This window comes from Dolichospermum sp. LEGE 00246 (assembly GCF_015207865.1).
In the GTDB taxonomy this organism is placed as follows: domain Bacteria; phylum Cyanobacteriota; class Cyanobacteriia; order Cyanobacteriales; family Nostocaceae; genus Dolichospermum; species Dolichospermum heterosporum.
The window spans coordinates 1-1,337 of record NZ_JADEWA010000744.1; the positions used below are offsets into that span (position 1 = coordinate 1).

At 35.8% G+C, this 1,337-nt stretch carries 1 protein-coding gene and 1 pseudogene; both read right to left on the reverse strand.

The window, feature by feature from the left end; translation table 11 throughout:
- The coding region (locus tag IQ228_RS27555; protein WP_193965020.1) for a nucleotidyltransferase domain-containing protein at window positions 1–162 on the reverse strand (162 nt) is incomplete at its 3' end.
- 78 nt (window positions 163–240) lie between these two features.
- Window positions 241–1,337 (reverse strand): annotated as a pseudogene (locus IQ228_RS26080) (O-linked N-acetylglucosamine transferase, SPINDLY family protein); the annotation flags it as partial.

A 1,337-nucleotide genomic window follows, 5' to 3' on the forward strand; every position in this document is an offset into this window, starting at 1 on the left:
GGGTTCTTTTAACACAATTAAAATATCCACATCAGAATCAGAATGATAATCGCCTCTAGCACGAGAACCAAACAAGATAACTTTATCCAAATTCTCCTGATAGGTTTTTTGTAGAAAACCTTTAACTTTTTCTAAAATTTTATTTATTATTAGCGATTCCATAGATGATGACCTCTTTTGATGAACATTATTTGGTGATCGTAGCACATTTTTTTTATAGCTGAAGTCCTGACTATGTACTTATTTGCTATCAAGATACCTCTGCCACATTTGCTCATAAGCCGTTTCCATATCACGGGTAAACTGCTTTGCATTCCATAGCGGTGCTGTGTGTCTTGACTGACGCAATTTCCAAGAAATCTGCTGTCGGAGTTTTTCATCCTTACCCAAACGCACACCCCACTCTACATACTCATCTTCACTCCAAGCAATACCTTCTGTAATACCTGCATTAACCATCATCGTGTAGCTATTTCTGGCTGCAAATTGCTGTCCAACTCTAGTGACCATAGGTATTCCCATCCATAAAGTTTCTAATGTTGTTGTTGCACCATTATAGGGATACGTATCCAGTACAACATCGGCAATTGCTAAATTAGCACGGTGAATAAGTTCGTGAGGGACTGCTGGCAAGAATATTAATCGAGAGAAATCCACACCTGCTTCCTCTGCAATACGTTCAAAAAATTCTTTAGATGATTCTGTATCAGCTTCACCTTTAATGAGCAGATAGCTATTGGTAACTTCCTTGATAATTCTCATCTGTAATTTTATGTGATCTGGATGCCTTTTATATCCCTTTTGATTCATTAGATAAAGTATGGCATCACTAGGAATATTTAAGTGTTCTCTTCGCAAATTAGGTACACCTACTTCAAAACCATCAACTGCTATATAAGTTTGTGGTAGTCTCCAAATTGTTTCACTGTAATAATTCTGGGCTGATTCAGGTAACACATAAGGATCAGCTATGAAATAATCCACCGATGGCAAACCTGAAGCATCCCAACCTAGCCAAGTTACTTGAATAGGAGCGGATCTTATAGACATAATTTCACATGAACGATCCAAAGTAAGACTGTCTAAATCAATTAGAATGTCAATATTATCTGCTTGTATTTGATCCCAGATTGTGTTATCGTGCGCCCCGAATTGATAAAATTTATATGAATTTTTTACAAAAAAATCTTTAGTAAATCCCTCTATTTCATTTGATTCATGAAGAAAATAAGAATGAACTTTAAATTTATCTGCATTGTGATATCGAAAAATCCATCGAGATAACCATCCCACAGAATGTCTCTTTAGACAATACGATAAATAACCTATATTTATTG